The sequence below is a fragment of the Pseudomonas sp. 5P_3.1_Bac2 genome (genome assembly GCF_025465995.1).
Taxonomy (GTDB): Bacteria; Pseudomonadota; Gammaproteobacteria; order Pseudomonadales; family Pseudomonadaceae; genus Aquipseudomonas.
This window is the reverse complement of record NZ_JANLNY010000004.1, coordinates 195,605-221,652: the sequence shown is the minus strand read 5'-3', so window position 1 is coordinate 221,652 and position 26,048 is coordinate 195,605. Positions and strand designations below refer to the sequence as shown.

The window sequence follows — 26,048 nt, the reverse complement described above, 5'->3', positions numbered from 1 at the left end:
CATATCAGGCCACCTGCGCGACGGAGGGATTCTCCAGCAGATGTTTCAGCAGCGCGCGGTAAGCAATCACGCCACGGCTGTTCTTGTCGTATTGCGAAGGCGTCACCCCGGCCCGGCTGGCATCACGCAGACGCGTATCCACCGGGATATACGCCTGCCAGAGCTGCTCGGGGTAGCTGCTATGCAACACCCGCAGGGTGCTTAACGACGCTTGCGTGCGCCGGTCAAACAGGGTCGGCACGATGGTGTACGGCAGCGCTTGGCGACGAGAGCGATTGATCATGGTCAAGGTGTTAACCATGCGTTCCAAGCCCTTCACTGCGAGAAATTCGGTTTGCACCGGAATCGCCAACTGTTGACTGGCCGCCAGGGCATTGACCATCAACACGCCGAGCAGAGGCGGCGTATCGATCAGGGCAAAGTCGTAGTCATTCCACAGCTGCGCCAAGCTCTTAGCCACCACCAGGCCTAAACCGCTCTGCCCTGGTGATTGACGCTCCAAGGTGGCCAGCGCCGTGCTCGAAGGCAGCAGGGCAATGCGCTCATGACTGGTCGGCAGCAACAACTTTTGCGTGAGCCCTGCCGGCACATGACCTTGCTGCTGGAACAGGTCAAAACAGCTGTGCTCCAAGCTATCCGGATCATGCCCGAAATAGCTGGTCATCGAACCATGGGGGTCGAGATCGACTACAACCACGCGTTTGCCGGCGTCGGCTAACAGCCCCGCCAGTGCGATGGTGGTAGTGGTCTTACCGACGCCACCTTTTTGATTGGAAATTGCCCAGACTCTCATCGTATTCATCCTCCCGGCCTGCTGTCTGTCAGGTCGAGAATGGGGCCTCTCTCAAGGGGCCGGCGACGGGGAATTGACGGATCCCGCGCGAGGAACCGCTGCTGGGGTTGCAGGTGCAGATTGCGTGCCAGCGCTGCGGCTGGCGGCGTTACCGGCAGCCGCGCCGACTCCACTGACACTGCGGCGCACATCCAGGTTACGCGACACCACCAGCACCACCCGCCGGTTGCGCGCACGACCGCCGGCGGTGACGTTATCCGCCACCGGCTGAAATTCGCCATAGCCAACGGCGGCCATACGACTGGGGTTGACCCCTTCCATGCTGAGCATGCGCACCACACTGGCCGCACGCGCAGCCGAAAGCTCCCAGTTGGTGGGGAACTCGGCGGTCTGGATCGGCAGATTATCGGTGAAGCCTTCGACCTGAATCGGGTTTTGGTAAGGCGCCAGAATTTTGGCCACCTTCTCCACGATGTCAAAAGCGGCGTTGTTAGGAATGGCATCGCCGCTGCTAAACAACAGGCTGGAACTGAGCTCAATCTCAATCCACATTTCGTTGCCGCTGACTTTTAGCTGATCAGACTTAATTAGATCACCAAAAGCCTCGCGCACTTTGTTGGCGATGCTCTGCAGGGTTTGGTCAGCCGTCGTCGACTCCGGCTCATCAACCATCGAACGAGCAGGCTCGGTGGTACGCGGTTTTTCCTCACCCACCGGGATCGGCTTAACCGAGCGATCCGGCTGATTAAAGATGCCATCCAAACTATCGGAGAGGATTTTGTACTTGCCTTCGTTGATCGAGGAGATGGAGTACATCACCACAAAAAAGGCGAACAGCAAGGTAATGAAGTCGGCGTAGGAGACCAGCCAACGTTCATGGTTTTCATGTTCCTCTTGATACCGCCTGCGGGCCATGGTGTGTCCCCATCAACCCATGAAGCCTTGCAGCTTCAATTCGATGGAGCGCGGGTTCTCACCCTCGGCGATCGACAATATCCCTTCCAGAACCATCTCCCGGTAACGCGACTGACGCAGCACCACGGCCTTGAGTTTGTTGGCGATGGGCAGCAGCAGCAAGTTGGCGAATGCCACCCCGTAGATGGTCGCGACGAAGGCCACGGCGATACCACTGCCGAGCATCGATGGATCGGCCAGGTTGCCCATCACGTGAATCAGGCCCATGACCGCACCGATGATGCCGATGGTCGGTGCATAGCCGCCCATGCTCTCAAACACCTTGGCAGCGCTAATATCACGGCCTTCCTGGGTATACAGATCGACCTCAAGAATACTGCGAATGGCCTCGGGCTCAGCGCCATCGACCAACAGTTGCAGGCCTTTGCGGGCGTAGGGATCAGGCTCTGAATCCGCCACCGCCTCAAGGCCCAGCAAGCCTTCTTTACGGGCAGTCATGCTCCAGCCAATGACCCGGTTAATGCCGCCGATCAAATCAACCTTCGGCGGGAAAAATATCCAGCTGATAATGCTCAGCGCACGCTTGAACACGCTCATCGGCGCCTGCACGAAGGCTGCCGCCAAGGTGCCGCCCAGCACAATCAGCGCTGCGGGGCCATTGAGCAACGCCCCGACATGGCCGCCCTCAAGGTAGTTGCCCCCAAGGATGGCCACAAAGGCCAGAATAATCCCGATAAGGCTCAGCACATCCATCAGGTGCAAGCCTCTGCTAGGTAGCGACCGATATCGTCCAAGGAGTAGATCGCGTCAGCCAAGTTGGCCTTCACAATCGCCATGGGCATGCCATAAATCACGCAACTGGCTTCATCTTGCGCCCACACTTGGCTGCCGCACTGCTTAAGCAAACGCGCGCCTTCGCGGCCATCGGCGCCCATACCGGTGAGGACCACCGCCAGGGCTTTGTCGGCATAGGACTTAGCGACGGAGCCAAAGGTGATATCCACACACGGCTTGTAATTTAAGCGCTCATCGCCAGGCAGAATTTTCACCACGCCACGGCTGTCGATCATCATTTGCTTGCCGCCAGGAGCCAGCAAGGCCAAGCCTGGACGGGCGATATCGCCATCTTCAGCTTCCTTCACACTGATCCGGCAGAGCTTGTCCAAACGCTCGGCGAAAGCCCGGGTAAAGGCCGCCGGCATATGCTGGATAAGCACGATGGGCGCAGGAAAATTGGCCGGCAGCTGGGTCAAGACCCGCTGCAAGGCGACTGGGCCACCGGTGGACGTACCGATGGCGACTAATTTGTAGTGGCGCCGCTTCGGTGCCGGGCTGTTACTCGGCGCCGCCGACGCTGCCGGAGCGGGCGTACGCGCGGGGGCCGCGGCAGTGCTGGTGGTCGCCACGCTTGGCCGCACCACCGGCTTAACCGGCTGTGGTGCAGGAGCAGCATGGCTGCTGGAGAGGCTGCGGCGGTTACTGCGGGCGATGGTGTGAATCTTCTCGCACAACAGTTGCTTGACCCGCTCGGGGTTGCGGGAGATGTCTTCGAAGTTTTTCGGCAGAAAATCCACCGCCCCGGCTTCCAGCGCATCGAGGGTGACCCGTGCGCCTTCATGGGTAAGCGAGGAGAACATCAGCACCGGCGTCGGACAGCGCTGCATGATGTTACGCACGGCCGTGATGCCATCCATCATCGGCATCTCGTAATCCATGGTGATCACATCCGGCTTGAGTTCCTGCGCCTGATCAATAGCCTCACGGCCATTAGTCGCAGTCCCGACGACCTGGATGTTTGCATCAGCCGAAAGGATTTCCGACACGCGCCGACGAAAAAAGCCCGAGTCATCAACCACCAACACCTTAACCACCATAAACACTCCTAAGCCGTGCGACTAAAAACTGCACCGCTAACCAATCAGATACGTCGCGCGTAACGTTTGAGCATGCTGGGCACGTCAAGGATCAAAGCGATGCGACCGTCACCGGTGATGGTCGCGCCGGACATGCCAGGAGTGCCTTGCAGCATCTTGCCGAGCGGCTTAATCACCACTTCCTCTTGACCGACCAATTGATCGACGACGAAGCCAATGCGTTGACTGCCCACGGTGAGGATCACCACATGCCCCTCACCCTGCTCGACATGGGCGGCACTGCCGACAAGCCAGCGCTTGAGGTAGAACAGTGGCAGTGCCTTGTCGCGCACGATCACCACTTCCTGGCCGTCGACCACGTTGGTTCGTGACAGATCGAGGTGGAAGATCTCGTTGACGTTGACCAGCGGGAAGGCGAAGGCCTGGTTGCCCAGCATCACCATCAGGGTCGGCATGATCGCCAAGGTGAGCGGCACCTTGATGATGATTTTCGAGCCCTGGCCCTTAGTCGAGTAAACGTTCACGGTGCCGTTGAGCTGGGAGATTTTGGTCTTCACCACGTCCATGCCGACACCACGGCCGGACACGTCGGAGATTTCCGTTTTGGTGGAAAAGCCCGGGGCGAAGATCAGGTTGTAGCATTCAAAATCGCTGAGACGGTCGGCGGCATCTTTATCCAGCATGCCCTTCTCCACCGCTTTGGCGCGCAGCACGTTGGCATCCATCCCTTTGCCGTCGTCAGTGATCGACAGCAGGATGTGATCGCCTTCCTGCTCGGCGGCCAGCACCACTTTACCGCTGCGCGACTTGCCAGAGGCTTCACGCTCTTCCGGAGTCTCAATACCGTGGTCGACTGCGTTACGCACCAAGTGCACCAGCGGGTCGGCCAGGGCCTCCACCAGGTTTTTGTCGAGGTCAGTTTCTTCGCCGACCAGCTCCAGGTTGATCTCTTTTTTCAGGCTGCGGGCCAAGTCCCGAACCAAGCGCGGGAAACGGCCGAAGACTTTCTTGATCGGCTGCATGCGGGTTTTCATCACCGCGGTTTGCAGATCTGCCGTCACCACATCGAGGTTCGACACCGCCTTGGACATGGCCTCATCGGCGCTGCTCGCACCGAGGCGTACCAGGCGGTTACGCACCAGCACCAGCTCGCCGACCATGTTCATGATTTCGTCGAGGCGCGCGGTATCGACCCGCACCGTGGTTTCCGCCTCGCTGGCAGCACCCGGTTTGTCTGCGGCCGCAGCAGGCGCCGGGGCCTTGGCAGGCTCCGCTTTGGCCGCGGGTTTCGCAGCCGCAGGCGCTTTAGCCGCTGCTGCGACAACCGGCTTGGCCGGCTCAGGCGCAGCTACCGCAGCGGGCTCAACAAACTTGCCCTTGCCGTGCAGTTGATCGAGCAGCGCTTCAAACTCGTCATCAGTGATTTCATCCGCACCCGTCGCCGCTGATGCGGCCACGACAACGCTCGGCTCACTGGCAGTGACTGCCGGAGTGCTGAACTGGCCCTTGCCATGCAACTGATCCAGCAGCGACTCAAACTCGTCATCGGTGATTTCATCACTGCTCGGCGCAGCAGGAGCCGCCACGCTGACAACTGCGGGCTCGTCAACCACGGCGGCGTTGAACTGGCCTTTGCCATGCAGCTGATCCAGCAGCGACTCAAATTCGTCGTCGGTGATTTCATCGCTGCTGACGCTGGCGGCCGGCGCCGACACGTCGTCTAGGGCGCCCAGCAGTTGCTCAAATTCAGAGTCAGTAATATCGCCGGCCGTGACGGCAGCGCCCGGCAACTCGGGCTCGGCAACGGCTTCAGGCTCTACCGCTGGCGCCTGTGGCGCGGCTTCTTCGGCATCCGCCGGCACCGCCAGACGCGATAAGGCGGCAAGCAATTCAGGGGTGGCCGGGGTTAAGTCGGTGCGCTCCCGAACTTGGTCAAACATGCTGTTGACCGCATCCAGGGCTTCTAACACCACGTCCATCAACGCCGAGTCTACGCGGCGATCACCTTTGCGCAGGATATCGAAGACGTTTTCTGCGATGTGACAGCACTCCACCAACTCATTGAGTTGGAGAAAACCAGCACCGCCTTTAACTGTGTGGAAACCACGAAAAATAGCGTTAAGCAAATTCATGTCGTCTGGATGACTTTCCAGCTCAACAAGCTGCTCAGACAATAATTCAAGAATTTCGCCGGCCTCCACCAGGAAGTCCTGGAGGATTTCTTCATCGGCGCCGAAGCTCATAAGAGGTGCTCCTAGAATCCTAGACTGGAAAGCAGGTCGTCCACATCATCTTGGTTAGATGCGACGTCTTCACGCGTAGCGGCATGAATCTGCGGACCTTCACCATGGGAAGGTTCTTTTTGTTTGGCTTGCTCGGCTCGCAACAACTCATGGTTGTGCTCGATGCCGGCGAACTGATCAACTTGGCTGGCCATCAACACCAGCTTGAGCAAATCACTCTCGACTTCGGTCACCAACTGGGTGACACGCTTGATCACTTGCCCGGTCAGGTCTTGGAAATCCTGAGCCAATAAAATGTCATTCAGGTGGACGGATAACTTGCTGCCATCGCGCTCACTGCGCGCCAGAAACAGCTCCACCCGTTTGGCCAGTTCGCGGAAGCCATCCGCGCCCATTTCGCGGCGCATAAAGCGCCCCCAGTCCAAGCTCAAGCTGCGCGCTTCGGCGGTCAAATCGTTCACCAAGGGCGCGCTCTCTTCGACCAAGTCCATGGTGCGATTGGCGGCGTTCTCGGTCATGGTGACCACGTAGTTGAGGCGCTCAGTGGCATCGGTAATCTGCGAGATCTCAGTGGCATGGGGCACACGGGGATCGAGCTGGAAATTGACGATGGCGTTGTGCAGCTCACGAGTCAGCTTGCCGACCTCATGATAGAGGCCGCGGTCGCGGGCTTTATTGAGCTCGTGAATCAGTTGGACCGCATCACCAAATTTGCCTTGCTCAAGGCTTTCAACCAGTTGTTGAGCGTTTTGTTTCAGAGTCGCTTCGAGCTCACTCTGAACGGAATCTTTATGTTCCATAGCACCCTCACACGCCCGATTTCAGCCGTTGACTCGCTCGAAAATCTTTTCGATTTTCTCTTTCAAAACTTGGGCAGTGAACGGTTTAACTACATAACCATTAACCCCCGCCTGGGCGGCTTCAATGATCTGATCGCGCTTGGCTTCTGCCGTCACCATCAACACCGGCAGGCTCTTCAGGCGTTCATCTGCGCGTACCGCACGCAGCAGGTCGATACCCGTCATGCCGGGCATGTTCCAGTCAGTTACGAGGAAGTCGAAACTGCCGCTGTGCAGCATCGGCAGTGCCGTGGTGCCGTCATCAGCCTCTGCTGTGTTGGTGAACCCCAAATCCCGCAGGAGGTTCTTAATGATCCGTCGCATCGTCGAAAAGTCATCAACGATGAGGATTTTCATATTCTTGTCCAAGTCGACCTCCGTACAGTCCAAACGTAGCCAGCACCCTGGCTGCGCCTTTAATCATGAAAACCGGTCTAGCTTAGTGGGCTCGCCACTCAGCCAAACGCGCCCGCAAGCGCGCGGCACATTGGCTGTGTAGTTGGCTAACGCGAGATTCGCTAACCCCCAACACTTCGCCGATCTCCTTAAGATTTAATTCTTCATCGTAATAAAGCGACAGCACGAGACGTTCGCGCTCAGGCAAGTTGGCGATGGCATCCGCCAGGGCCGCCTGAAAACGCTCATCCTCCAGGTCACGCGAGGGTTCGGTTGGATTGCTGTCTGCGTCTTCGCTCATGCCGCCATGTTCGCCGTCCTGTAATAGATCGTCGAAACTGAACAAACGGCTGCCCAAAGTGTCGCCAAGAATGCCGTAGTAATCTTCGAGACTCAATTGGAGTTCGGCTGCAACCTCTTGATCTTTAGCGTCACGCCCCGTTCTTGCTTCAATAACTCGAATTGCGTCACTGACCATGCGGCTATTGCGATGCACCGAGCGCGGCGCCCAGTCACCTTTGCGCACTTCATCGAGCATAGACCCACGGATGCGAATGCCCGCAAAAGTTTCAAAACTAGCGCCTTTACTGGAATCGTATTTCTTCGCGGCCTCAAGCAAGCCGATCATGCCGGCCTGGATCAAGTCATCGACTTGCACACTGGCCGGCAGACGGCCCAACAAGTGGTAGGCGATGCGCTTAACCAAAGGCGCATAACGCTCAATCAACTGATGCTGTGAGTCTTGCGCCTGAGCCTTGCTATACATACGAAGTCCAGAAGCTGCTGTCATATTCCTGTTTCCGCGGACGGCTGCTGCACCAAACGCTCAACAAAAAACTCCAGATGGCCACGCGGGTTGGCCGGTAGCGGCCACGCATCAACCTTCTGGGCAATTGCTTTAAACGCCAGGGAACACTTCGAGCGCGGGAAAGCCTCATAAACCGCCCGCTGCTTCTGCACCGCCTTACGCACGCATTCGTCGTAAGGCACCGCGCCCACATACTGCAGGGCTACATCCAGAAAGCGATCGGTCACCTTGGTCAGCTTAGCAAACAGATTGCGACCTTCCTGGGGACTGTGGGCCATGTTGGCCAACACGCGGAAACGGGTCATGCCGTGGTCGCGGTTAAGCAGCTTGATCAGCGCGTAGGCGTCGGTGATTGAGGTCGGCTCGTCGCAGACCACCACCAGCACTTCTTGCGCGGCGCGCACGAAGCTGACCACGCCATCGCCGATACCGGCCGCCGTGTCGATGATCAGGACGTCGAGGTTGTCGCTGAGATCGCTAAAGGCTTGGATCAGTCCCGCGTGCTGCAATGGCGACAGCTGCACCATGCTCTGGATGCCCGAGGCTGCAGGCACAATGCGGATGCCACCGGGGCCTTGCAGAAGGACATCGCGCAGTCCGCACTCACCTTTGATGACGTCTTCCAAGGTACGTTTAGCGTTGAGGCCCAGCAGCACATCAACGTTGGCCAAGCCCAAGTCAGCATCCATCAGCATGACCCGACGACCGAGGTCAGCCAGGGCCAGTGCCAGGTTCACTGATACGTTGGTCTTGCCGACGCCACCTTTGCCGCCGGTCACCGCAATCACCTGTACGGGATGCATACCCATCTTCTACACACCTTGTCTAACTTCGAGTGGAGCCATTAGGACTGCTCAACTGCAATAAGATCCCACAACGTGACAATTAACCCACTTGACGGGCCGGCTGTTGATAGAGACCGGCAAACATTTCCGCCATGACGTCCGCACTGGGATCCTGCTCAGCTTGCAGGCCTACCGCTCGACTAACCAATTGATGACTGCGCGGTACCTGTAGATCATCCGGAATACGTGGACCATCGGCCAGATAGGCTACCGGGAGACGCTGGCTAATTGCCAGCCCTAAAACCTCGCCCAAACTCACTGCTTCATCCGTTTTTGTAATGATGCAGCCCGCCAAACCACAACGCTTATAGCTATGGTAGGCGGCTTTCAGAACTTGACCCTGGCTAGTTGCCGCCATGACCAAATAATTTTTCGCATTCACTCCCCGGCTCGCCAAGGCTTCGAGCTGCATGCGCAGCGCCGCATCGTTGCTGCGCAAGCCGGCGGTGTCGATCAACACCAGGCGTTTACGCGCCAATGGCGCCAGCGCCTGGGTCAGGGATTGGCCTGGATCAACCAAGGTCACCGGAACATTGAGAATACGCCCGAGGGTTTTGATTTGCTCCTGAGCACCAATGCGGTAGCTGTCCATGCTGACCAAGGCGATGTGCTGCGAGCCGTATTTCAGAACATAACGGGCCGCCAGCTTAGCCAACGTGGTGGTCTTGCCCATGCCAGCCGGGCCGACCAGCGCGATCACACCCCCCTCTTCGGTGGGCTCTTGGGCTGGGGTCTGGATGCTGTGTGACAAGTGCGCCAGGAGCATGCGCCAAGCTTGGCGTTGATCACTGATGGTGGCGACGCGCTCGAGCAGACCTTTGGCTAGATCCGCCGGCATGCCCATGCGCTGCAACCGCCGCCACAGGTTGGCTTGTTGCGGCTTGTGACTTTGCACCTGGCTCCAGGCGATGGAGCCCAGCTGCACTTCAATCAGCTCGCGCAGGCCGTTGAGCTCAAAGCGCATCGCGTCTAGTGCGTCTTGGCTGGCGCCAGGCTGGGCCGCCTCCGGCTTGCCTTGCAACGCCGCGGCCAGCTTCTCGGCATGCAGTTCGGGTTCGCCGCCAAACAGTTGGCGGTCTTTAGCAGAATCTTGGGTGCTGCGGGTACTCAGCTCGGCATGGGCTTGAGCGATTTTCGCCTGGGTTTTACGCAACTCATCGGCCAGCGCCGCATTGCCTTCGCGGACAGCCGGGGCGGGTTGGCTCTGATAATCGATGGCCGCGGTCAGCTCGACCCCGCCCGCCACACGGCGATTACCAATGATCGAGGCATCCGCACCCAGCTCATCGCGCACCAGCTTCATGGCGGAGCGCATATCGACGGCAAAAAAGCGTTTGACCTGCATGGCCTGTAACCTCGGTTAGTTCTGCCCCACCGTCGCAACGATGGTGACTTGCTTGTTATCCGGAATTTCCTGGTACGCCAATACATGGATATTCGGAACCGCCAACCGCGCAAAACGCGACAACATCGTCCGGACCGGACCGGCCACCAGCAGAATCACCGGCTTGCCGAGCATTTCCTGACGCTGCGCCGCTTCCACTAGAGAACGCTGCAGCTTTTCCGCCATGCCTGGTTCGAGGAGGATGCCATCCTCCGCGCCTTGCCCGGCCTTCTGCAGACTATTTAGCAATATCTGTTCCAACCTTGGTTCCAAGGTAATCACAGGCAGCTCGGCGTCTAGTCCCACAATGCTTTGCACGATTGCGCGAGCCAGCGCGACGCGCACTGCAGCCACCATCGCGGCGGGATCTTGACTCTTTGGTGCCACATTGGCGATAGCTTCGGCAATCGAGCGAATGTCGCGCACCGGCACCTGCTCCTGCAGCAAGGCCTGCAACACTTTGAGCAAGGTCGACAGGGAGATCAGCCCCGGCACCAACTCCTCGGCCAGTTTCGGCGAGCTCTTGGCAAGCACCTGCATCAACTGCTGCACTTCCTCGTGGCCGAGCAGTTCATGGGCGTGCTTGTGCAACACTTGGTTTAAGTGGGTGGCGACCACGGTACTGGCATCGACCACGGTGTACCCCAAAGACTGCGCCTGATCGCGCTGATTAGCATCGATCCACACTGCCGCCAAACCGAAGGCCGGGTCCTGAGCCTCAATGCCATTCAGTGGGCCAAACACTTGCCCGGGGTTAATCGCCAATTCGCGATCCGGATACACCTCCGCCTCGGCCACGGTGACCCCCATCAGGGTCAGGCGATAGCCGTTCGGCTGCAGATCCAGGTTGTCGCGGATATGCACCGAGGGCATCAAAAACCCCAGGTCTTGCGAGAGTTTTTTGCGCACGCCCTTGATCCGCGCCAGCAGTTGCCCGCCTTGGTTGCGATCCACCAGCGGAATCAAGCGGTAGCCGACTTCGAGGCCGACCATATCGACCGGAATCACGTCGTCCCAACCCAGCTCTTTAACCTCTTGAGCACGCTGCGCCGGCAGCAACTCCTGCTGGCGTTTCACCTCTTTAATCTCTTGCTCTTTCTTGCTGCGCTGGCGATTGGCAATCCAATAGGCAGCGCCTGCGGCGATTAAGCCCAAACCGATAAAGGGCACGTGAGGCATGCCAGGCACCAGGCCCATGGCAATCATCACGGCGGCAGTTACGGCCAGCGCGCGCGGCGAGGCAAACATTTGACGGTTGACCTGCGCGCCCATGTCCTCGGAACTGGACACGCGGGTGACCATGATCGCCGCAGCGGTGGACAGCAGCAGCGATGGAATTTGAGCGACCAGACCGTCACCGATGGTCAGCAAGGTGTAGATCTTGCCCGCCTCAGCAAAACTCAGATCGTGCTGCAAAATGCCGATGGCCATGCCGCCAATCAGGTTGATAAACAGAATCAGCAGACCGGCGATGGCATCGCCGCGCACGAACTTACTGGCACCGTCCATGGAGCCGTAGAAGTCTGCTTCTTGAGCCACTTCGGTACGGCGCTTCTTGGCTTCAGCCTGATCGATCAGCCCGGCGTTGAGGTCGGCGTCGATGGCCATTTGTTTGCCGGGCATGGCATCCAAGGTGAAGCGCGCACTCACTTCCGAGATGCGCCCGGCACCCTTGGTAACCACCACAAAGTTGATGATCATCAAGATGGCGAACACCACGATACCGACCACGTAGTTGCCGCCGATCACCACCTCGCCGAAGGCCTGGATCACCTTACCGGCAGCGTCGTGACCATCCTGCCCATGCAGCAACACCACCCGCGTGGAGGCCACGTTGAGAGCCAGGCGCAGCAAGGTAGCGGCCAGCAAAATAGTCGGGAATACGGCGAAATCCAAGGGCCGCAAGGCGTAAATCGCCACCAGCAAGACGACGATGGACAGGGCGATACTGAAGGTGAACAGCACGTCGAGCAAAAACGGCGGGATCGGCAACATCACCATGGCCAGCATGACTAGCAACAGCAGCGGAATACCTAGGTTGCCATGGCGCAACCCAGATAAATTACTGCGCGCATCACTGATCAGTTGTGAGCGATCTATTGCCACTTGCTTACCCCAGCCAATTCAATCTTTTGACGCTTAAGACGCCTCTAGGCTGAGCATTGCAAAAACCTGTCCAACTTTCCTAGATAGACACAGGCGCATGAAAGATAAGCAGTTTTTATCTACAGCCAAGCGCAGTTGAAAAACCGCAGGCAGGATATTGAGCAACGCGCACTCGGCGCGACGAACTGACCGAGAGCTAGGAGCGCCCGGCGCGCGTTTATTCGTCCCGGCGCAGGTCTGGCGGGATCGGCAGATCGGCCAAGGGCGGCGGCCGCTTGCCCTTGCCGCTTTGGTATTGGCGCAGCTGATAGACATAAGCCAACACCTGAGCGATGGCCAGATACAGACCTGCGGGGATTTCTTCATCCAGCTCGGTGGAGTAATACACCGCCCGCGCCAAGGCCGGCGATTCAAGCACCATGACCTGATGCTCATTGGCGATCTCGCGGATTTTCAGGGCTACGAAGTCCCCACCCTTGGCCAGCAGCACCGGCGCATGGCCCTTCTGCGGGTCGTACTTGAGGGCCACGGCAAAGTGCGTCGGGTTGGTGATCACCACGTCGGCCTCAGGCACGGCTTGCATCATGCGCTGCTGCGCCATCTGCCGCTGCAACTGGCGAATACGCTGTTTAACCTCAGGCTTACCGTCACTGTCCTTGTACTCGTCGCGCACTTCCTGCTTGGTCATCATCAGCTTTTGCTTGCTGGTCCAGAGCTGGAACGGTACATCTATCGCGGCAATCAGAATCAGCCCGCAGGCCATCCAAAACGAGCTCCAGCCCACCACCACACAAGCATGCATGATCGCCGTCTCGATCGGCTCCTGAGCCATGGCCAGCAAGTCTTGCTCTTTGGCGTGCAGGACACTGATGCCGACGATAAGGATCAGCAAAAACTTACCCAACGCCTTGAGCAGCTCGACCAAAGACTGGGTGGAGAACATCCGTTTGAGCCCGGCCAGCGGATTCATCCGGCTGAACTTAGGCGCCATGCTCTCCGTGGAGAACAGCCAACCGCCCAGGGAAATCGGCCCGAGGACCGACATCGCCATCAGCACCAACAACAACGGCAAGATCGACTCCAACGCATGCTGCCCAGAGGCCGCCAGCCACAGCGCCATACTTTCTTTATCCATGATCACTTCACGGCTCAGGCTGAAGTTGCCGCGCATGATGTCGAGCATGGCCGTCCCCATGCTGCCGCCAAACACCAACAAGCCACCAAAGCCACCGAGGGTCACGGCCAGCGTACTGAGCTCTCTGGAGCGGGCAACCTGGCCCTTTTCCCGGGATTCGCGCAGGCGTTTCTCGGTAGGTTCCTCACTCTTATCGGCACCGCTTTCCGATTCGGCCATGGCTTATCGCGCCTGCACCAAATCGCGCATCAGTTGCAGGGTCTCGCTGGCGAACAGCTGATACTGGCTGATCAGATCGGCCATCGACACCCAGACGATAATAAAACCCAGCACCAAGGTCAGCGGGAAGCCGATGGAGAAGATGTTCAGCTGTGGCGCCGCGCGGGTCATGATGCCAAATGCCAGGTTGATCACCAGCAGCGCCGTCACCGCTGGCAGCACTAACAGCAGCGCCGCCGCCAGGACCCAGCTGAGCTTGTGCGCCAACTGCCAATAACTGTCGACCTGAAAACCACTGCCTACCGGCAGGGTAAAGAAGCTCTCGGTGATCACCTCAAACACCACCAAGTGGGCGTTCATGGCCAGAAACAGCAGGTTGACCAAGATGGTAAACACCTGGCCGATCACCGGCACCGACACGCCGTTAGTGGGGTCGACCATAGAGGCAAAACCCAAGCCCATTTGCGTGGCGATAATCTGCCCGGCGATGCTGAACACCTGAAACAACAGCTGCAAGGTAAAGCCCAGCATCAAGCCAATCAGGATTTCCTGAGCGATCAGAAACACCGTCTTCAGGCTCAGCGCTTCGATTTCCGGCATCGGCGGCAAGCTCGGCACAATCGCCAGGCTGATGGCCACCGCCAAGTACAGACGCACCCGCGACGACACCAGTTGCGAGCCGAGCAAAGGCATAAACATCAGCAAGGCAGCGATACGGAACAACGGCAGCACAAAACTGGCTACCCAAGCGCCGATTTGCGCGTTGCTCAGCTCCAACATCTCAGCCAATCATCTGTGGAATGCTGAGGATCAAGTTGGTGGTGTACTCCATCAACTTGCGCACTAACCACGGCCCGGCCACGATCAGGGCGATCAGAATGACCAGCAGCCGCGGCAAGAAACTTAAGGTTTGTTCGTTGATTTGCGTGGCCGCCTGAAACATCGCCACCAGCAAGCCCACCACCAGGCTGGGCACCACCATGACGGTGACAATCATGGCGGTCAGCCACAGCCCTTCCCGAACCAAATCCAGCGCCACCTCAGGGGTCATGGCTAGGTCCCTCCGAAGCTGGCAGCCAGGGTGCCCATAATCAGCGCCCAGCCATCAATTAGCACAAACAGCATGATCTTAAACGGCAGGGAAATGGTCAGCGGCGACAGCATCATCATGCCCATCGCCATAAGAATGCTGGCCACCACCATGTCGATGATGAGGAACGGGATAAAGATCATAAAGCCGATCTGAAACGCGGTTTTCAGCTCTGAGGTGACGAAAGCCGGGATCAGGATAGTCAGCGGCGTCGCCTCAGGGCTGGCGATATCGGTGCGCTTAGACAGCCGCACAAACAACTCCAGATCACTCTCGCGGGTTTGCGACAGCATAAAGTGCTTCATCGGCCCTTCGGCCTTAACCAAGGCATCCTGCGCCGTCATCTGCTCATTCAGATAGGGCTGCAGGGCTTCGCGGTTAATCTGCTCGAACACCGGCGCCATGATAAACATCGACAGAAACAGCGCCAGCCCCACCAGAATCTGGTTCGACGGCGTCTGCTGTAAGCCCAGCGCCTGCCGCAGAATGGAAAACACGATGATGATGCGGGTGAAGCTGGTCATCAGCATGACGAACGCCGGGATAAAACTCAGCGCCGTCATGATCAGCAGAATTTGCAGGCTGACCGAATATTCCTGCTGGCCCTGAGTGTCGGTACTCAGGGTAATGGCCGGAATCGATAAGGGGTTGTCCGCCGCCAACGCCAGCGGCGCCACCAGGGTTAATGCCAAGACCAGCAGCAGGCGCCACAGACTCATCACGACTTGTCCTTGTGATCCTTACCCAACAGCTCCAGCAAGCGCTGGGCAAATTCACCCGTGGCCGGCTCGCTTTCAGGCAGTACAACGGGCTTTTGCAAGACATGCAGCGCAGTCAGATTGCCTGGGGTAAAACCCAGCAGCACCTGCTCTTCGCCAACCTGGACCAACAACAGACGATCACGCGGACCCAAAGCTTGAGTGGCGAGCACCTTAATGACCTGGCCGCCCTTGGGCACGATGCGCTGCACACGACGCAGCAACCAAGCCAAGGCAAAGATCAGGCCGATCACCAGCAACAGGCCAAACAGCATCTGCGCTAGCTGGCCGCCCAGTTCAGCACTGGATGGCGCCGCTGTTGCCGCTGTTGCCGCTGTTGCCGCTGTTGCCGCAGGCTCGGCGGCCAAGGCCAAGCCCGGCAAGCACAACAGGGCAAAGAGATATTTGCCCATGCTTAGCGCAGCTTCTTAATACGTTCGCTGGGGCTGATCACGTCAGTCAGGCGGATGCCGAACTTCTCGTTAACCACCACCACTTCACCGTGGGCAATCAGCGTGCCGTTGACCAGCACATCCAGCGGCTCACCGGCCAGACGATCGAGCTCGATGACCGAGCCTTGGTTCAGCTGCAACAGGTTACGGATGGTGATATCGGTGTTGCCCACTTCCATGGAAATCGACACCGGAATATCCAGAATCACATCCAGGTTGGGCCCATCCAGGTTCACCGGCAGATTGGATTTGGGCTGGCTGTCGAATTCTTCCATCGGCGCGCGCGGTGGCTTAGGCGCCGGATTGCTGGCCGCCAACATGGCATCGATATCGTCTTGGCCGGCATCGCCCGCCTCTTCCAGGGCCGCCGCCCACTCATCAGCAAGGGCTTGTTCTTCGGCGGAGGTGCCTGGGTTTTCGTGTTCGTCTGCCATCGTCTGTCCTCGGCTGGCGTTGAATGGGGTTAACCGTTAGCGCTGTCGCTCAACGGGATCGAGCACCTGCAAAGCCAGGTTGCCTTTGTGTGCGCCCAGCTTGACCTTGAATGAAGGCACGCCGTTGGCACAGAGAATGACGTCGTCAGGCAGCTCCACCGGGATCACATCACCGGGCTGCATATGCAGGATGTCGCGTAGCTTGAGCTGACGGCGGGCAATGGTCGCGCCCAGGGGCACGCTGACCCCCATGATGTCTTCGCGCAGGGCCTTGATCCACCGCTCATCCTGGTCGTCGACATCGGACTGAAAGCCGGCATCGAGCATCTCGCGGATCGGCTCAATCATCGAATACGGCATGGTGATATGCAGGTCGCCGCCACCGCCATCCAGCTCGATATGGAAGGTCGAGACCACCACCACTTCGCTGGGGCTGACGATATTGGCCAGGGCCGGGTTGACCTCCGAGTTGACGTACTCGAAGTTGATATCCATCACCGCATGCCAAGCTTCTTTGAGGTCGACAAATGCCTGATCCAGCACCATGCGCACGACACGCAGCTCGGTGGGAGTGAACTCGCGCCCCTCGATCTTGGCGTGCCGGCCGTCACCGCCAAAGAAGTTATCCACCAGTTTGAACACCAGCTTGGCGTCGAGGATAAACAGGCCGGTGCCACGCAGTGGCTTCATCTTCACCAGGTTGAGGCTGGTCGGTACATACAGCGAGTGCACGTACTCACCAAACTTCATCACCTGCACACCGCCCACGGCCACATCCGCCGAGCGGCGCAGGAGGTTGAACATGCTAATACGGGTATAGCGGGCGAAACGTTCGTTGATCATCTCCAGGGTCGGCATACGACCGCGGACAATACGATCCTGACTGGTCAGGTCATATTGCTTGACGCTTCCCGGTTCGGCTTCGTCCTCGGTTTCAACCAAGCCATCGTCAACGCCGTGCAATAAGGCATCGATCTCGTCCTGGGAAAGCAGATCTTGGACTGCCATAAAGGGCTCCTAGCTACTGCAACACAATATTGGTGAACAACACTTGCTCGACCGTAGGCTTACCGGTCTCTTTCACTGCCAACTCCTGCACGCTGGCGGTGGCTTGCTGACGCAGCGCCTCTTTGCCAGCAGGGGTCATCAGCGCGGCAAAATCCGCAGAGGAGAACAGCATCACCAGGCGATTACGCAGCACGGGCATATGCACTTTAAGGGCATCCAGCTGCGCTTGGTCACGAGCCATCAAGGCTACGTTGACCTGCATATAGCGGGCACGGCCCTGCTGGTTGAAATTGACCACAAAGGCCGGGGCCAGCTCTTCATACAGTGCCGGCAGTTTCACCGGCACGGCTGGAGCTGCGGCCTCAGGGGCAGCTTCAACACTGGAGGCGTGTTGCTTGCTTAAGAAGAACCAAGTACCGCCCACCGACAAGCCCACCGCGGCGATGACCGCCAGGGCAATCAGAATGATCAGTTTCATTCTGCCCGCTGGTTTGCCTTCTCCCGCGCTTGCTGCAGGCGCTGCGTCGTTCTTAGCCATGCCAATAATCCGTCGTTATTCGGAGTTTGTTCCGTTATCAAAGGGTTAAGAGCAAGTGTTATGCCAGTCTTTAAGCTCACTCGCTCAAATCTTGAACACGCCTTTGAACAAAGGCGCTGCAGCCGCCACTGGCCGTAGCTTGGGCGAAAAAAAATCGCCCGTTACCGATCACGGCAACGGGCGTTTGGCAGTTTAGATCACAGCGTTACGCAACTACAGTACCAAGTAACCTTAGGCGTAATAATCCACCAGGCTGCGCGCCCGAGTGGCGGCGCTCGGGGCACTCTCTACGCTAGACACTAAGCCCTCGCTGTCATCGCCGGCACCTAGCCCCTGATTGCTGCCGCGACCACTGCCGCTGCCCTCGCCGCCCTGGCCTTGCCAGCCGCGCTGCAAGGATTGATCCGATACGCTGACATCCAGCGGCCCCAAACCTTGTTGGCTGAACATCTCACGCAGACGGTTCATCTGCGCATCCAGAGCCTCGCGCACGCCGGCATGGGGGCTGGAAAAAGCCACCTGGTTGAGGTCTTGGTTGACGCTGATGCGCACATCCAGACGCCCCAACTCAGCGGGCTCCAATTGAATCTCGGCGCTTTTCAGGTTTTGGCTGGACATCAACATCACGCGGTCGACCACCGCCTCGCTCCAACCACCCTGCTGCATGGCTACCGGTTGCCCCACCAGCGGCGCGCGACTGGCATGGGTCGCCGGCTGATTCAGCGCTTGGCTCAGTGCGTTAAGACGGCTGACGAAGTTTTCCGGGGCATTATTGGCGGTGCCCTCCTTCATCGCCTCCAGGCTTTTACCGGCAAGCTCCTGCAATTGCAGCTCGGGTAATTCCAGATTCTCCCCCTCTGGCTCAATCGCGTCCTCGCCCAACGCCGCCGCCAGCAGATTTTGCTGCAGGCCCGGAGTGCTCAGCTTGCTGGCATCGCCGGATTGCTTAGCTTGCGCGCTGATATCTAGCGCCAATTTTTCGGCGGCCAGCGGCTCCAGGCTACCGAGCCCGTCAGTCATGCTGGCCTCTCCGGCTTCATCGACGCCAACGCTGCCGAGGCCGGTGCTGATCACCAGAGGCGCGACAGGCTCCGCCGGTAACTCGCCGGTCAGCCCGAACAGCAGTAAGGGATCGAGCGGCTGCGGCTGCTCGCTCAGATCACCGTCCTGCTCAGCCGGGGCTTCAGCGCTGTTTTCACTCGGCAAGGGCTTGCCGCTTTCGGCAACGGCCTCACTGCTGGCGGCAGAATCGGCAGGCGCGGGCTCGGCGTCCGCGCGACTGCTTTGCCGCTCGCGGGCTGCCTTGGCCGAGTCAGCCTGGCGGGCCGCTGCCGTGCTTTCGCGCTGGTTAGCGTAGACCTTGGAAAAGCTGGAAGGCCCGTCCTTGTCAGCCCCGTTATTGTTTTCGGGAGCCTTAGCCGGGGTGGCCCGGGGCTTTACATCTGCGACGGAAGTCAGCAGCAGATCGGCGGCAACAGCCATGGAAACGCTCCGTTCTGGTCAGTTATGCACGGAGCTTTGCAAGGCGCGGGCCAACTTATTAACCCGCACCACTTAGGGATGGCGGCGCAGCCTTAGTAACGGCAGCGCTCTTCTTGCAACAGGCTGCTGACGCTGGCGAACTCAAGCTCCAGCTGCTCGATCAAGACCCCAGCCAGACCCAGTTGCTCAAGTCGCGCCGCTTGCTCCAATTGCTTACACAGATCGGTAAGCACCCGCGCGCCCATATTGCTGCAACTGCCCTTAAAGCTGTGGGCCGCTAAACGCAGGTTATGACTATCCGCTTGCTGCAAACACTGACGCAGACCTTGCAGGCGCTCGGCCGAGTCGGCCAGAAAGGTATCCAGCAGCAGCGGATACTCGTCCTCCATTACATCTTGCAAAGCCGCCAGTACAGCACTATCGAGATGGTTATCGGACAACGGCTAGCTCCCTTAGCATGGTGCGTGTGATTGACCGATTATGCCGCAGTCAGACTAGAAAACTACAAGACTTATATCGATTCACTTACAAACGGCTAAGACAATGGCTCATTTGGCGCCAATCGTTGCGCTAATTCATCCAGTAATTTTTGCTCGCGCTTATCCTCGATGCGCCGCGCCTCATCTTGATAACGCTGGATTAACTTGCGCAGTCCCTCCAACCGCGCATAACGCTGCTGCCAGATTTGCCGCGCCTTATCCATATTGCTTTGGTGCCAGGCCACACTGTTGCGCTGCTGGCCGATGGCGCTTTCTAGCTGGGACAAAAAGCGCTGGTAATTCATCAGCCATTGCCCGGACACACCGCGCTGGCCTTCATTGATCCACTGCTGTTGATAGTCCGCGCGGTAACGCTCGAGCTCGGCCATTTGCATCCTGGCTTGCTGCAACTGTCCCTGACAACGCCCCAATTGGGTGGCGGCTTCGCGCTCGGCGCGCTCGGCCATCTCCACCACTGGGGCTAAACGTGCGGCGCGACTTAGGGCCATGGCTTATGGGCCAGCGGGCTTGGGATTAAACACAGCGGCCAGTTGGGCGCTGCTGTCGGCCATGCTTTCGTTATCGTGCAGACCCTGGCGCAAGTAGCCAACCATGTTCGGCTGGCGAGCAATGGCCAGATCGGTGTCGGCATCGCCGCCCGGCACATAGGCGCCGACGCTGATCAGATCGCGACTCTGCTGATAACGCGACCACAGTTGCTTAAAGCGCTGGGCCAGGCGCATGTGCTCAGGGCTGACCACTTGCGGCATGACCCGGCTGATCGAGGCTTCGATATCAATGGCCGGGTAATGCCCTTCCTCGGCCAAGCGCCGCGACAATACAAAGTGGCCGTCGAGTACGCCGCGCGCAGCATCGGCGATGGGGTCTTGCTGATCATCACCCTCGGACAATACGGTGTAGAACGCGGTGATCGAGCCACCGCCGGCCTCGGCGTTGCCGGCGCGCTCCACCAGCTTGGGCAGCTTGGCAAACACCGACGGCGGATAGCCTTTGGTGGCCGGCGGCTCGCCAATGGCCAGGGCGATTTCCCGCTGCGCTTGGGCGTAGCGGGTCAGCGAATCCATCAGCAGCAGGACGTTTTTGCCCTGATCACGGAAGTACTCGGCGATGCGCGTGCAGTACTGCGCCGCGCGCAGGCGCATCAGCGGTGCATCGTCGGCTGGGGACGCCACGACCACCGAACGCTTGATGCCCTCAGCCCCGAGGATCTCATCGATAAATTCTTTAACTTCGCGCCCCCGCTCACCGATCAGACCGACCACGATGATTTGCGCCTCGGTAAAGCGCGTCATCATGCCCAGCAATACCGACTTACCCACCCCGGTACCGGCAAACAAACCCAAACGCTGGCCGCGGCCAACGGTGAGCAAGCCATTGATCGAACGAATGCCCACATCCAGCGGCTGGCTGATGGGGTGGCGATTAAGCGGGTTGATCGTCGGCCCATCCATCGGCACCCAGTCATCCGCTTTGATCCCGCCTTTGCCATCCAAAGGCCGACCCGCGCCATCCAGCACCCGGCCGAGCATGGCCAGACCCATGGGCAGGCGCCCGCTATCAGCCAGCGGCACCACCCGCGCGCCTGGGGCAATGCCAGCCAGGCTGCCGACCGGCATGAGGAAGATTTTCCCGGAAGAAAAACCCATCACCTCGGCCTCAACCTGCATCGGGTGATAGCTGTCATCGTTAATCACCAGACAGCGGGCGCCTAAGGGCGCGCGCAAACCTTCAGCTTCCAGAGTAAGGCCGACCATGCGCAGCAGGCGGCCTTCCAACAGAGGCTGACGGGGTAATTCCACGGCCTCGCTGTACGCACCTAAGCGCTTGACGAAGCTGATGCGGTCAAGGCGCATCCGGCTGATCCAAGTCGAGCTGCAGATCCGCTTTGGGCGGGTGCATACGCTGCTCCAGCTGCTGTTCATGCAGCTGTTTGAGCACCTGATTGAGGCGGCTTTCAACACTGGCGTCGATGCGGCTCAGCTCGGTTTCAACCCGGCAGCCGCCCGGCAGCAAGCTGTCGTCTTCGAGGATGCGCCAGTGTTCTTCGTGGCTCTCACGCAGGGCCTTGATCAGCTCATAGTCCTGGGCGTTGACGTGAATACGGATATTGCTGGCGCCCATGGGCAGCAGCTTGAGCGCCTCATTGAGGACCAGGCGAATCTGCGTGGAGTCGCTGCGCAGCTCCCGCTGGATGACCTGGCTGACCATTTTCTCCACGAGCGCCAGCAGCGCCTCTTCGAGCTGCTGATCCTGCTCGGCAATGGGCGAGAGCAACTGGCCCATCAGCTGTTCCAGGCTGGCCAATTTAGCCGCCAGGGCGATGTCCGCCTCCTGCTTGGCCTTGAGCTGCCCGGCGTGGAAGCCGTCTTTTTCGCCGGTGCTGAAACCCTCGTTGTAAGCGTCCTGCCGGATCGCCTCAAGCTCTTCCAGAGTCAAGGGTTTGACATCTTCGATGGCGACTTCTTCGCTCTCGAGCGGCGCCTCTTCCACCTCCGGCTCGGCCTCGGGCACAGGTTCGGGCTCAGGCAGCGCCGGATCGAAACTGGGCAAGGCCCAGACATCCACACCCTTGAGGTCTTTGGCGCGGATCAGGTCACTGGGCGAGTCATGGCTGGACATGGCTTAGACCATCTCCTCGCCACCCTTGCCGCCGAGGACAATTTCCCCAGCCTCGGCCATACGCCGGGCAATGGTGAGGATTTCTTTCTGCGCTGTTTCCACGTCGCTGACCCGCACCGGCCCCTTGGCCTCCAGATCGTCGCGCAGCAGCTCGGATGCACGCTTGGACATGTTCTTGAATACCTTGTCCTTGACACCTTCGTCGGCACCTTTGAGGGCCAGCACCAGGATGTCCGAAGACACTTCGCGCAGCAGCGCCTGGATGCCCCGGTCGTCGACGTCGGCCAGGTTGTCGAAGACAAACATGAGGTCTTCGATCTGCATCGACAGGTCTTCGTCGATATCGCGGATCGCGTCCATCAGCTGCCCTTCCACCGAGCTGTCGAGGAAGTTCATGATGTCGGCCGCGCGCTTGACCCCGCCCAGCGCCGCACGGCTGGTGTTGGAGCTGCCGGAGAATTGCTTCTCAAGGATCTGGTTGAGTTCTTTCAGTGCCGCCGGCTGCACGGTATTGAGCGACGACACGCGCAGGACAATATCCAAACGCACCTTGTGATCGAAATGGCTGAGCACTTCGCCGGCCTGATCCGGGTCCAGGTAGGCGACCACAATGGCTTGAATTTGTGGGTGCTCGTAGCGGATGACATCGGCTACGGCGCGCGGCTCCATCCACTTCAGGCTGTCCAGGCCGCTGGTGTTGCCGCCCAACAGAATCCGGTCGATCAGGTTGCCGGCTTTGTCTTCGCCCAAGGCCTGGGTCAGCATCTTGCGGATATAACCGTCGGCGCCCACCCCCAAGCTGGTTTGGTCGCCGACGATTTCGACGAACTCGCCCATGACCTGTTCAACCTGCTCACGCTGCACATTGCGCATGCCGGCCATGGCCATACCGACCTTCTGCACTTCCTTCGGCCCGAGATGGCGCAGCACTTGCGCCGCGTCGGTTTCGCCAAGGGATAAGAGCAGAATGGCGGCCTTTTCGACCTTAGTCATTTTGCTGGCGGAGCGAGTCTCAGTCATCGGCGTTAATCCACTCTTTCACTACCTGAGCCACACGGCCCGGATCTTCGGCTACCAAGCTCTTAATCGCGTTGAGTTGGGCATCATAACCCTCGCTCGGGCTGGGCAGCAGGATGCTTTGCGGGCCACCGAGGCTGACCCGATCTTCGGCTAAGTCACCACCCAAGGCGCCCATCTCGCCGAGATCGACATCATCGTCATTGCCCTGATTTTGTCCCTTGTTGCCACTGATGTTTTTCATCACCGGACGCAACACGCCAAATACCAGAATCAGGATAAACAGCACACCGAGCACTTGCTTGATGATGTCCCAGAACCAAGGCTGGGTGTAGAACGGAATCGCCTCGAACTCTTCCCCGGTTTGCGCACTGAACGGCGTGTTGATCACGCTGACGCTGTCGCCACGGCTGGCATCAAAGCCCACCGAGTCCTGCACCAGGCGCGTAAAGCGGGCCAGATCATCCGCGCTCCACGGTACGTGGGTGGCTTCGCCGGTGGTTGGATTAATCTTCAGCTGATCATCCACCACCACGGCGACCGACAGGCGCTTCAAACGGCCCTGCTGCTGCTTGGTGTAGCTCACCGAGCGATCGAGCTCAAAGTTACGCGTGGACTGCTCGCGCTTATCCGCCGGATACGGCGCCAGCATCGGCTGACCGGTGGCCGGGTCCATAATCTGCGCGCCGTTGGCATCCAACAGCGGTTGCCCGGCGGCCACAGGGCCAGTTGCCGTCGGTGCAGCGGCAGTGGCTTGCTGCGGCGCATTACCGGCAGCCGGTGGTTGATTGCTCAGCGCGCCTGGGACGCCTTGCGGCGGCTGGCTGCTGGTGCGTTGCTCATTAACCGATTGCTCGCTGCGCAGGGCTGGCTGATCGGGGTTGAACATTTCCGAGGTGGATTCCACTGCGCTGAAATCCACATCCGCCGACACCTCGGCCTTGTAGCGGCCATTGCCTAACACTGGCTGCAAAATGTTGTGCACGCGCTGGGTGAACAGGCTCTCCAACCGCCGGCTGTAATCGAATTGCTTGCCGGCCATGGTCAGCTCGGACATTTCTTGCATGTCCGAAAGCAAGTTGCCCTTCTGATCGACCACGGTGACGTGGCTCTTGTCCATCTCCGGCACGCTGCTGGCCACCAGATTGACGATCGCCATCACCTGGCTGGGCTCCAAGCCACGACCGTTGTACAGCTCGACCAAGACCGAGGCGCTGGGCTTGCGCTCATCGCGGACAAACACCGAGCTTTTCGGAATGGCCAAATGCACGCGGGCCGACTTGACGTTAGTCAGGCTCGACACTGTGCGCGCCAGCTCGCCTTCGAGGCCACGGCGATAACGGGTGGCTTCCATAAACTGGCTGGTGCCCAGGCCTTGTTCCTGATCGAGGATTTCAAAGCCAACGCTGTTGTCCTTTGGCGCCACCCCGGCTTGGGCCAGACGCATGCGCGCGCGGGCCAGGTCATCGGCCTTGACCAGCAAGGCACCGGAATTGGGTTCGACGGTGTATTGAATATCGGCAGCGCCGAGCGTCTCCATCACCTGGGACGCGTCCATGCCTTCTAGGCTGCCATACAGGGGCCGGTAATCAGGTTGTTGCGACCACAGCACCACGGCAAAGCCAACCGCCACGCTGGCAGCCAGACCGACCAAGAGGCCGACCTGGCGCAGCATTGACATCTGCGAGAGATTTTCCAAAAAAGCCAGACCGAATAGGGGCTTTTTTGCTTCCTCAGCACCGTCTGTGGTTGCGGGGACGCTTGCAGCAACTGCCTCAGCCATGATTCAGCCTCACCTTAAACCGGCATTTGCATGATGTCTTGATAGGCCTGCACCAGCTTATTACGCACTTGGGTCATGGCCTGAAAGGAAACACTGGCTTTTTGTGAAGCGATCATCACATCCGTCAAATCCACCCCAGCCGTGCCCATCTCAAAGGCATTGGCCAGTTGGCTGGAGGCTTGCTGGGTTTCGTTCACTTTGTTCACGGCTTGCCCGAGCATGTCGGAAAAGCTTGGCATACCGGCAGCCGGCGGCTCCATGACAGGCTTTTGACGCGCCATGGCATCGGCCTGCAAGGAGCGCATCTCCAAAACCAGTCGGTTGAATTCAATACCCTGGGTCATAACTCTCTCCACTAACCGCATTTTTTTGACGCTTCGCGGCGTTTGCAGAGCTAGTGCAACATAAGTGCCAGTTTTGCTTAACTGCGTTCAGCGGCGCTGCAGCTTGATATACAGAGCCTCGACCTTTTCCCGCGCCCAGGGTGTGCGGCGTAAAAAAGTCAGGCTGGATTTGATGCTCGGCTCGCTCTTGAAACAGCGGATGTCGATACGCTGGGCCAAACCATCCCAGTCATAGTGCTCAACCAGTGCCTTGAGGATCGCTTCAAGGGTCAGCCCATGCAGGGGGTTATTCGCCGCAGGCTTGCTGGCAGCCGGGCGTGGCGGTGTTTGGCTCATAGGTCAGGACTTTGCCTTGGGGAAAACTGCGACACCTTAGCCAAGGCGCCGCTATTGGGGAAGTGTTAATAGCCGCCCTTCGCCCACAAAAAAGCCGGCGCCCATCACTGGACGCCGGCTTGGCTTGGAC

General features: G+C 59.1%; 28 protein-coding genes. All 28 read right to left on the bottom strand.

What is annotated here, in order from left to right:
• Positions 1-4: 4 nt before the first annotated feature.
• The gene (locus NTD81_RS02365; protein ID WP_262179033.1) at positions 5-793 is read right to left on the bottom strand and encodes a ParA family protein; all 789 of its coding nucleotides are present in this window, start codon (positions 791-793) and stop codon (positions 5-7) included.
• Between the two features lie 51 nt (positions 794-844).
• On the bottom strand, positions 845-1,708 hold the full coding sequence (gene motD / locus NTD81_RS02360; RefSeq protein WP_262179030.1) for a flagellar motor protein MotD: 864 nt from the start codon (positions 1,706-1,708) through the stop codon (positions 845-847).
• Positions 1,709-1,720: 12 nt separating this feature from the next.
• Complete coding sequence (locus NTD81_RS02355; protein WP_262179027.1) at positions 1,721-2,461, bottom strand: flagellar motor protein; 741 nt, start codon at positions 2,459-2,461, stop codon at positions 1,721-1,723.
• Positions 2,461-3,582: a chemotaxis response regulator protein-glutamate methylesterase gene (locus NTD81_RS02350; RefSeq protein ID WP_262179024.1), complete on the bottom strand. Its 1,122-nt coding sequence runs from the start codon at positions 3,580-3,582 to the stop codon at positions 2,461-2,463. The genes NTD81_RS02355 and NTD81_RS02350 overlap by 1 nt, the downstream gene beginning before the upstream one ends.
• Before the next feature lie 44 nt (positions 3,583-3,626).
• Positions 3,627-5,825 (bottom strand): chemotaxis protein CheA, encoded by a 2,199-nt coding sequence (locus NTD81_RS02345; protein ID WP_262179021.1) that lies wholly within the window; start codon positions 5,823-5,825, stop codon positions 3,627-3,629.
• 11 nt (positions 5,826-5,836) lie between these two features.
• Positions 5,837-6,625, bottom strand: a complete 789-nt coding sequence (locus NTD81_RS02340; protein ID WP_262179018.1) for a protein phosphatase CheZ — start codon at positions 6,623-6,625, stop codon at positions 5,837-5,839.
• A gap of 21 nt (positions 6,626-6,646) precedes the next feature.
• Entirely contained in the window at positions 6,647-7,021 is a 375-nt protein-coding gene (locus tag NTD81_RS02335) for a chemotaxis response regulator CheY (RefSeq protein WP_262179807.1), read from the bottom strand.
• Between the two features lie 82 nt (positions 7,022-7,103).
• Entirely contained in the window at positions 7,104-7,850 is a 747-nt protein-coding gene (gene fliA, locus NTD81_RS02330; RefSeq protein ID WP_262179016.1) for an RNA polymerase sigma factor FliA, read from the bottom strand.
• On the bottom strand, positions 7,847-8,677 hold the full coding sequence (gene fleN, locus NTD81_RS02325; protein ID WP_262179012.1) for a flagellar synthesis regulator FleN: 831 nt from the start codon (positions 8,675-8,677) through the stop codon (positions 7,847-7,849). Before fleN ends, fliA begins: the two co-directional genes overlap by 4 nt.
• Before the next feature lie 76 nt (positions 8,678-8,753).
• Positions 8,754-10,058, bottom strand: coding sequence for a flagellar biosynthesis protein FlhF (gene flhF, locus NTD81_RS02320; protein ID WP_262179010.1), 1,305 nt, complete (start codon positions 10,056-10,058; stop codon positions 8,754-8,756).
• A gap of 15 nt (positions 10,059-10,073) precedes the next feature.
• Positions 10,074-12,197, bottom strand: a complete 2,124-nt coding sequence (gene flhA, locus NTD81_RS02315) for a flagellar biosynthesis protein FlhA (RefSeq protein ID WP_262179806.1) — start codon at positions 12,195-12,197, stop codon at positions 10,074-10,076.
• A 223-nt stretch (positions 12,198-12,420) separates the two neighbouring features.
• The gene (gene flhB, locus NTD81_RS02310; protein WP_262179007.1) at positions 12,421-13,557 is read right to left on the bottom strand and encodes a flagellar biosynthesis protein FlhB; all 1,137 of its coding nucleotides are present in this window, start codon (positions 13,555-13,557) and stop codon (positions 12,421-12,423) included.
• 3 nt (positions 13,558-13,560) lie between these two features.
• Positions 13,561-14,337 carry a flagellar biosynthetic protein FliR gene (gene fliR, locus NTD81_RS02305; protein WP_262179004.1) on the bottom strand — a complete coding sequence of 259 codons (777 nt, stop codon included), beginning with the start codon at positions 14,335-14,337 and terminating at the stop codon, positions 13,561-13,563.
• A gap of 1 nt (position 14,338) precedes the next feature.
• Complete coding sequence (gene fliQ / locus NTD81_RS02300; RefSeq protein WP_262179001.1) at positions 14,339-14,608, bottom strand: flagellar biosynthesis protein FliQ; 270 nt, start codon at positions 14,606-14,608, stop codon at positions 14,339-14,341.
• A gap of 2 nt (positions 14,609-14,610) precedes the next feature.
• Entirely contained in the window at positions 14,611-15,366 is a 756-nt protein-coding gene (gene fliP / locus NTD81_RS02295; protein WP_262178999.1) for a flagellar type III secretion system pore protein FliP, read from the bottom strand.
• Positions 15,366-15,818 (bottom strand): flagellar biosynthetic protein FliO, encoded by a 453-nt coding sequence (gene fliO, locus NTD81_RS02290; protein WP_262178996.1) that lies wholly within the window; start codon positions 15,816-15,818, stop codon positions 15,366-15,368. Before fliO ends, fliP begins: the two co-directional genes overlap by 1 nt.
• 2 nt (positions 15,819-15,820) lie before the next feature.
• Positions 15,821-16,291 (bottom strand): flagellar motor switch protein FliN, encoded by a 471-nt coding sequence (fliN, locus tag NTD81_RS02285; protein WP_262178993.1) that lies wholly within the window; start codon positions 16,289-16,291, stop codon positions 15,821-15,823.
• A gap of 36 nt (positions 16,292-16,327) precedes the next feature.
• A complete protein-coding gene (gene fliM, locus NTD81_RS02280) occupies positions 16,328-17,299 on the bottom strand; it encodes a flagellar motor switch protein FliM (protein WP_262178990.1) in 972 nt (323 codons plus the stop codon).
• A 13-nt stretch (positions 17,300-17,312) separates the two neighbouring features.
• Positions 17,313-17,837 carry a flagellar basal body-associated protein FliL gene (gene fliL, locus NTD81_RS02275; protein WP_262178988.1) on the bottom strand — a complete coding sequence of 175 codons (525 nt, stop codon included), beginning with the start codon at positions 17,835-17,837 and terminating at the stop codon, positions 17,313-17,315.
• Positions 17,838-18,068: 231 nt separating this feature from the next.
• The gene (locus NTD81_RS02270) at positions 18,069-19,319 is read right to left on the bottom strand and encodes a flagellar hook-length control protein FliK (RefSeq protein WP_262178985.1); all 1,251 of its coding nucleotides are present in this window, start codon (positions 19,317-19,319) and stop codon (positions 18,069-18,071) included.
• A gap of 92 nt (positions 19,320-19,411) precedes the next feature.
• Entirely contained in the window at positions 19,412-19,759 is a 348-nt protein-coding gene (locus NTD81_RS02265) for an Hpt domain-containing protein (RefSeq protein ID WP_262178982.1), read from the bottom strand.
• 95 nt (positions 19,760-19,854) lie between these two features.
• A complete protein-coding gene (gene fliJ, locus NTD81_RS02260; protein ID WP_262178979.1) occupies positions 19,855-20,307 on the bottom strand; it encodes a flagellar export protein FliJ in 453 nt (150 codons plus the stop codon).
• Positions 20,308-20,310: 3 nt separating this feature from the next.
• Complete coding sequence (gene fliI / locus NTD81_RS02255) at positions 20,311-21,672, bottom strand: flagellar protein export ATPase FliI (protein WP_262178976.1); 1,362 nt, start codon at positions 21,670-21,672, stop codon at positions 20,311-20,313.
• Complete coding sequence (gene fliH / locus NTD81_RS02250; RefSeq protein WP_262178973.1) at positions 21,662-22,438, bottom strand: flagellar assembly protein FliH; 777 nt, start codon at positions 22,436-22,438, stop codon at positions 21,662-21,664. Before fliH ends, fliI begins: the two co-directional genes overlap by 11 nt.
• Before the next feature lie 3 nt (positions 22,439-22,441).
• Positions 22,442-23,458, bottom strand: a complete 1,017-nt coding sequence (fliG, locus tag NTD81_RS02245; RefSeq protein WP_262178971.1) for a flagellar motor switch protein FliG — start codon at positions 23,456-23,458, stop codon at positions 22,442-22,444.
• Positions 23,451-25,238: a flagellar basal-body MS-ring/collar protein FliF gene (gene fliF / locus NTD81_RS02240; protein WP_262178967.1), complete on the bottom strand. Its 1,788-nt coding sequence runs from the start codon at positions 25,236-25,238 to the stop codon at positions 23,451-23,453. Before fliF ends, fliG begins: the two co-directional genes overlap by 8 nt.
• Positions 25,239-25,252: 14 nt before the next feature.
• Positions 25,253-25,582 (bottom strand): flagellar hook-basal body complex protein FliE, encoded by a 330-nt coding sequence (gene fliE, locus NTD81_RS02235; RefSeq protein ID WP_262178964.1) that lies wholly within the window; start codon positions 25,580-25,582, stop codon positions 25,253-25,255.
• Positions 25,583-25,669: 87 nt separating this feature from the next.
• Positions 25,670-25,918, bottom strand: coding sequence for a VF530 family protein (locus NTD81_RS02230; protein WP_262178962.1), 249 nt, complete (start codon positions 25,916-25,918; stop codon positions 25,670-25,672).
• Positions 25,919-26,048 lie beyond the last annotated feature (130 nt).